Raw genomic sequence first — 6,929 nt, forward strand, 5'->3', positions numbered from 1 at the left:
TATGCACCTGCCAGCCCAGGCGCCAGACAAGCAAAAGCGGCCCGCGGGCCGCTTCGCTTTTTACTAAGTTATTGATTTTGAAGGAGTCTCAAGTTGAGACGCCTTCACCCCGCCTTGGCTGCCATGTCATTGAGCAGTGCTTCGATGCGTCGGCAAGCCTCGTCCATGTCCACATCGGCATGGAACTCCAGGCGCACCACCGAGCCGCTGGCCCGGTAGTCAGCAAACTTGAATCTGCCTGCCTTCACGGTACCGGTCCTTGGCGCGGGACGCGCAGCGCGTGGCGTGGCGCGCACGTGGCCGGGGGCCTGGGCCTGGCTGATCTTGCCCGAGGCCACCAGCCGTACCGTCTCCACCACACGTTCGACATTGGCCGGCGTGCACAGCTTGGCCAGCTCTTCCGCGCAGGCGGCCCCCAGGGCATCAGGGCGGCGTTCCAGTTCGATCAGCGCCTCGGCGGGGAGACGTGAGAACGCAAAGAGCCGGCTGATGCTGGCCTTGTGCACGCCCGCGAGCCGGGCCATCTCGGCCAGGCTGGCCCCAGTAGCCTGCTGCTCACGCTCGAAACCCTTGAACTTCTCGTAGTCAGGCAAGTCGTGCGCGATCAGGTTGGCGTAGAACGCCGCCCGCTCGGCCACCTGCTCTTCCACGTCCAGCACCGAGACGCGGATGGCGGACTTGCCCAGCTCACGGTAGGCCGCGAGACGGTTCTCGCCGCTGACGACCTCGAAACGTCCATCGTCCTTGCGCCGGACGGTGATCGGGTGCACCAGCGGATTCGCGCGCAGGTTCTCGCGCAGCTCTTCGAACTGCTCCTGCGTGAGCTTGCGCCGCCGCCCGGGCACGCTGTCGATCAGCTCCAGCGGCAGTTCCTGAGGCTGCTGCCTGGCAAGCTCGGCTTCGAGTTCCTGCACGCGGGCCTGCGCGTCGCTCACGGTCTCGGCTTCCACGGCCACCGTCGCAGGACGGTCCGCCAAGCCCGCGGCGCGTTGCAACAGTTCCTCGTCGCTGAGCCGCTCGCCCGCCGGGCGCTGCAGCGGGTTGAGCTTCACTGTCACAGGCCCCGGCCCCTTTCGAGGGCGCAGGGCCGCAATCATGTCGGCGTCCGAGAGGTGCTTAGGCGGCATGCTGGGCCTCCTGCGAGCGGGCACTGCCCTTCGTGGCGAACAGGCCCAACCGGGCCGAGATCAGCTTGGCGACGGCGCGCACGTCGTCGGCCGCCGCGGAGGTCGGACGCGCCAGCAGCAGCGGCGCTTTGGGTTCGCTGTCCAGGGCGCGTGGAAAGTCCTCGCTGCGACGCACGGTCTGCGCCAGCAGCGCATCGCCGTACTGGGCCGCGATCGCTGCCACGTGCATGCTGGAACGCACCCGCTGCGGGTCGTGCTCATTGCCCAAGATCATGAGCTCCGGGCAGCGGCCATAGTGCTCGATCATCTCGTTGAGCACGATGGCCAAGTACGACAGTGCCTTGGTGCTGTAGTGCTCGAAGTTCACTGGAGATACCACGGCATCGCTGGCCAGCAGCGCGGCGCGCGTGAGCCGGTTCTTCGAGGGTGGGCAGTCGAAGAGGATGACGTCGTAGATGGAGAGGTCGCAGCCGGGCGCCTTGCCCGAGCGCCCCTCGGCGATCCACTTCGTGAGCGCGAGGTCCGACTGCGCGCCCGAGAGCGTCTCCACCAGCAGCCGGTAGTCGACGATGTCGAGCATCAGGTCCGCGGGAACCAGGTGAGGGCCCATCTCGCCCCAAGGCTTCTTGATGACGTGCGCCAGGGGCTGCCGCTCGTCCGCGCCCGGCAGGAGGTGGCCCAGGTGGTACTGGATCACATCGTCCTCCGGGCGTCCCTGAGCACGCGCTTCCTCCAGCGTGAGCTCGCTGTCATAGCCGAAGCCCAGCGTGAGGCTGCCCTGGAAGTCCAGGTCCACCACCAGCACGCGCAGGCCCTGCAGGGCAAAAGCGACCGCCAGGTTGCCTGCCAGCGTCGTCTTGCCGATGCCGCCCTTCGGATTCCACACCGCGGCCACGGCACGGCGCGCCGGCACCGGACCATGATGCGTGGCTCGCCAGCGCGCAATCGAGAACAGGTCCGCGGGGCGGAACACCCGGGTCGATGAAGCTCCCGTCTGCTTGCGCTCGACTTTCAGGCCGGCGTCGTCGGCGCTCCTGCGCAGCGTATCAATGGTCAAGCCCAGCGCAGCCGCCGCTGCCTGGCCCCGGAATGCAATCGACAAGGTGTCCTCCTCAGGTATTGGCGGGAAGACTGTACCAACCAAAAACACGGATGCCAGGTTTTTCTTCAAAAACTCGACAAAAAGCTTGCATCCAGCTCTGCAACTGGCGACTACCTTGGTTCGGAAGTGCTCACTGCAGCAGTGGCGGATCAGGATGAGGCAATTTGCACGGCGCTCCTCTGAGCCGGCTCACCGGCTCGAAAGCAGTAGCCTCCTCGATGCTCTGGGCGGCGGACCGTTGCCCATGGCTGCACGCACACGGCAGCGAGTTCGCAAGCGACCCGGCCCAGCGGTTGCGCGAGCAAGGAAAAGCGCGGCTATTTGTGCGTGTCACCACCGGGCACCGAGGGTAGCTGCCAGGACAGGCTCAGCGTTGTACTTGCTCCATGGGGCGCCGGTACCGCCGACAGCCGTTTTCCCAAGCGTTCATGTAGGTGCACCAAACGACGCGAACTTGCTCCTGGCAGGGAGCCCAAACAGACACGGACCGTCAAGGTAAGTATTTTTGTGCGGCCCTGTCTCACGCAGCGGCTGCGCTGCGCGGTTGGCTCGCGTGGTGGGGCTGTAACGGCGCCATTCCCGCTCCATGGCGACCAGCGCTTGGTCCCGTCGTGCCCGGGTTGCATGCTGCACGTCCCGGCATCGAAGGTGAGGATTTTTGTGCTACCTCGCACAGCGCCGTAGCGGTCGAGTCGCGAGCAGAATGGCTTCGCAGCGAAATGCTCACGGGCAACAGCGCGGCTCGCTCGGCGGTGCAAGGCCCAAGGTATGGAAATTTGTGCCGCACATCGACCAAGTCGTGACATGCGGCATCCAGTGCAACCTTCTCGTGCCTGCCCCGTGACGGCCTCAGCGACGGCACTCGCAAGCACCTCGACAGCCCGGGTGAGCCGCCATGGTGGGGAAATTTGTGCATCGCCGAGGGCAGCGCGAGTTCCCACAGTGACGAGTGGCCTCAGGTAGCGCCCTGAACCGCGACCGGGACTGCTGGTGAGAGGAGTGGAAACGCGACGTCATCCGCACGCGCACAAAAATCCGCACCTTCACTTCAAGTCGGCTGCTCTGTTCAAGGTAGGGAAATTTGTGCGCACAACGCCCGGTTCACCTGCGTAAGAGGCCCGTAGAAACACAGCGCACAAGCTCTTCAGCGGCCCGGGCACAAAAATCCCCACCATCCGATCGTGGCGTTGCACCGGTTGCGCCTTGGCCTCCGAACGGACCAGAGGGGTCGTTGCTATCGCATGGATTGCTGCCGCTGGCAGCAGCATTGGGATTTGTGAAAAAAGCTTTACGCCTACAAGCAAGCTTTTAAAGACAAGCAAGCAATTCGGCTGCCATTTTCTTCAATCTAATCAAGGACTTGCGAAAAGAAAAGTAGGGGTTTTTGTGCTTAAGGTAGGGGTTTTTGTGCCCAAGGAGGGGGTTTTTGTGAAGGCAAGGTGGGGAAATTTGTGACGCAAGGTGGGGTTTTTTGTGAAGCAAGGTAGGGAATTTTGGGACGACCGTTGCGCTGTGCCAGCAAAAGTAGGGTTCTGCGTTGACCAACCCCACCTTTGTGCCTACGCTGGCGCCGTTCTGAAGCCCGGAGACCATCTTGCGCAACCATCCCGTTCCCGCGCCGGCCAATCCCGGTGAGCAACTGGCCCTGGCCGTCTTCGAGGAAACGGTGAGCCGGGAAGGTCCCAAGGCGACGCTGGCCCGCTCGAACACCGACATCACGTACCGCAAGTCCAACGTCCTGATTGATGTGGGCGAACTGAGCCTGGCCGCGCGCAAGGGCCTCAACGTGATGCACTTCCTGGCCTCGCAGGCGCCCGCTGACGTTCAGCGCTTCGACGTCGAGATCGGTCTGTTCAAGTTCCTCATGAACTATGAGAGCCGCAACCATCAGCATCTGGAGAAGGCGCTGCGCGAGGCGCAGAAGTCCAGCATCCGCATCGAGCGGCTGCGGCCCAACGCCACCGCGCCGGACTGGATCTCGGTGCCGCTGGTGGGTGCGGTGGGCGTGGCCGGCGGGCGCGTGTACTTCGACTTCCACCCGGCCATCCGCAAGCTGCACCTGGATCCCAGCAGCTACACGTACCTGTCACTGCGCACGAGTTGCGTCTTCACCTCGATCTACGCCCACGGTTTGTACGAGCACCTCAAGGCCGTGGCCTACAAGGGCTCGCCCACCGATTGGTTGCCGGTGGAGGAGGTCAAGCGCTGGCTTGGCGTGGCGGAGACCAAGTGGCTGGCGGAGTTCAAGGCCTTTCGCAAGGAAGCGCTGCAGAAGGCTGTGGACCAGCTCTGCGAGCTCTCGGACCTGCATGTCGAGTACGAAACCAAGTCCTTGCCGGGTTCCAAGAAGGTCGGGCATATCCGCTTCGTGTTCCGCACGCAAAGCGGGGTGCTGGCAGTGTCCATGGAGCATGCGCAGGAGCTGCGCAGCCTCTACGACACGCTCGTGCGCGAGTTCGGCCTGGGCCACGCGGACATCGAGAAGATCACCAACAGCGGCGTTTCCCCGGAACGCATCAAGGCCGCGGTGGACTTCGTTCGCCACCGCATGGCCACGCAGCGCAAGAAGATCAGCGCGCCTGGGCGCTACCTGATGACGGCCATCCAGGAAGGCTATGCCATCCCCTCCGCCGAGGTGGGCCCGCCCGAGGCCGCCGTCGTGAGCGAAGGCGTCGAGGCGGCGGCGCCCGTGCCGGCGAAAACGCGGCATGCCACTGCCGCGCCGCGCGCGCTTGCGAAGCGCAAGCCCGTGCACGAGCAGCAGGCCGAGGACGCGCTGCAGCGCGAGTACCAGGAGCAGGGTGAGCGCGGCTATGGCCTGTACCTGGCGGCCGAGCCGGCGCAGCGCGCCGAGTGGCGTGCCTCGTTTGCGCGAACCCTGGTGTTCCGCGCCCTGAGCACGCAGCTCCAGCGCCAGAAGGGCCCGATCACCGACAGCGAACTGGAGCACACGCCTCGGCTGCGCCATGCCTTCGGCCAGCATGTCGCGAAGGCGGTGCACAAGGCCGGGCGCGGCAGCGCGCGGCGTGAACCGGACCAGAGTGCGCTGTTCAGCGGCGAGTAGGGCCGCAAGCCGGCCCGGGGAGAGTGCCCGGCAGGGCGGCGAGAGCGGCCCGCGGGACAGGGGCCGCTCAGCGGACCCCGGCTCGCTGGTACCAAGCCACGCCGTCGCGGAGCTCGCGCGTGATCTCGCCCCGTTGCATCAGGTAGTTGAGACAGGCCAAGGCTTCGCCGGTGGCCAGCTGCAGCCGCAGCGCGTCGGATCCATCGACGTGCTTGTTGAACAGCGCAACGAAGGTGTCCGGAACGCGCTGCGGCTGCGCCAGCAGTTCCCGCAGCCGGTTCAGCGCAACGACCTGGCCCTCGCGCAACTGCTCGATGCGGGCATGCAGGCCGTGGAAGCAGTCGTTGTGCGAGGGCAGCACCAGCACGTCGTCCGGGATGCGCGACTGCAGCCGGTCCAGCGAGTCCATCCAGTCGGCCATCGGGTTGGCTTCGGGCTCGTTCGGATACACGGACACGTTGGAGGAGATCCTGGGCAGCACCTGGTCGCCGGAGATGAGCAGCCGCAGTTCCGCGCAGTACAGACACGCATGCTCGGGCGAGTGGCCGCTGCCCATCACCACTTCCCAGTCGTGCTGGCCGATGCGGACGACCTGGCCATCGACAAGGCGCCTGAAGCTGTCCGGCAGGGTGTGGATGTGCCGGCCGAAGTTGCCGAAGCGCACCCGGTAGTGCTCGATGGCCGCCTCGTCCCAGCCCGCCTGCCGGTAGTACTGCAGGGCTTCCGCCGGCGCCTCGCGGCAGGTGTCGGAGACCAGCACGCGGCAACTCAGGTACTCCAGGCGGGACATCCACATCTCGATGCCGTACTTGCGCGTGAACCAGCCCGCCATGCCGACATGGTCCGGATGCATGTGCGTGACGAAGATGCGCGTGGGCGAGCGCTGCAGCGGCGCCGAGCCCAGGAAGCGGTCCCAGACGGCCATGGTCTGCTCGGTGCGCGTGCCGGTGTCTACCAGGGCCCAGCCGCTGCCGTCCTCGATCGCCCAGACGTTGATGTGATCGAGCCGGTAGGGTAGGGGCAGGCGCAACCACTTCACGCCCGGCGCGACCTCTTGGAAGTTTCCGGATTCGGGAGTGGGGAAGGGATAGGACAGGGCGGTATGCAGCATGTGGCGGTCTGGCGGAGCGGTTTTGAAGGATGCGTCATGGCGGCATCCAAGTGCGCCACCGTTGTACACCAAGGGACGGTGGCGATAAGAAACGGCGACCGCCGGCGTCCCGGCCCATGGTCCCATCGCTGCCGGACGCTGGAAACTCCAGTCGTGCTTTTGCCGGCTCGCTCCGTAATCGTGGGCTCTACGCTGGCGTGGTGGGCGCCGGCAATATTCCCGAGGCAGGACACGTCGACCTGTTGTGTAAATCGAGAGCTTCCCCGGGGCATGCCCGGGGTGCATTTGCGCCGTGCTTTCGCCCAGCGATGCCGCCTGCCTCCGACCGGACTGGAGAGCGTGAACGAGTTGGCATAATGGTTGCCGTTGCTTGACGATGATCAAGCAACGGCCCCAGGCCCGGCGGCATTTGAAGTCGACAAGGCAGCGAGTTGTAGCGGAGTTCGGCGAAATGAGCGTATCGCACGAGAGTAAGTCACCTGCAATAAATTATTTAACTCAAAATGCCATTTTGTAGAGTGTCCC

The 6,929-nt window shown here is 65.1% G+C and carries 4 protein-coding genes; 1 reads left to right on the forward strand and 3 read right to left on the reverse strand.

Annotated features, from left to right (window positions below):
• Positions 1 to 104 precede the first annotated feature (104 nt).
• Both Q0741_RS11765 and Q0741_RS11770 read right to left on the reverse strand, forming a co-directional pair.
• A complete protein-coding gene (locus tag Q0741_RS11765) occupies positions 105 to 1,127 on the reverse strand; it encodes a ParB N-terminal domain-containing protein (protein ID WP_298233391.1) in 1,023 nt (340 codons plus the stop codon).
• Positions 1,117 to 2,229, reverse strand: a complete 1,113-nt coding sequence (locus Q0741_RS11770) for a ParA family protein (RefSeq protein ID WP_298233392.1) — start codon at positions 2,227 to 2,229, stop codon at positions 1,117 to 1,119. The genes Q0741_RS11765 and Q0741_RS11770 overlap by 11 nt, the downstream gene beginning before the upstream one ends.
• 1,594 nt (positions 2,230 to 3,823) lie before the next feature.
• Here Q0741_RS11770 and Q0741_RS11775 point away from each other — a divergent pair.
• On the forward strand, positions 3,824 to 5,293 hold the full coding sequence (locus Q0741_RS11775; RefSeq protein WP_298233393.1) for a replication initiation protein: 1,470 nt from the start codon (positions 3,824 to 3,826) through the stop codon (positions 5,291 to 5,293).
• A gap of 67 nt (positions 5,294 to 5,360) precedes the next feature.
• On the opposite strand, the gene Q0741_RS11780 is transcribed toward Q0741_RS11775, so the two are convergent.
• A complete protein-coding gene (locus tag Q0741_RS11780; RefSeq protein WP_298233394.1) occupies positions 5,361 to 6,404 on the reverse strand; it encodes an MBL fold metallo-hydrolase in 1,044 nt (347 codons plus the stop codon).
• Positions 6,405 to 6,929: the final 525 nt, after the last annotated feature.

The organism is uncultured Azohydromonas sp., assembly GCF_937926365.1.
Lineage (GTDB): Bacteria > Pseudomonadota > Gammaproteobacteria > Burkholderiales > Burkholderiaceae_C > Azohydromonas.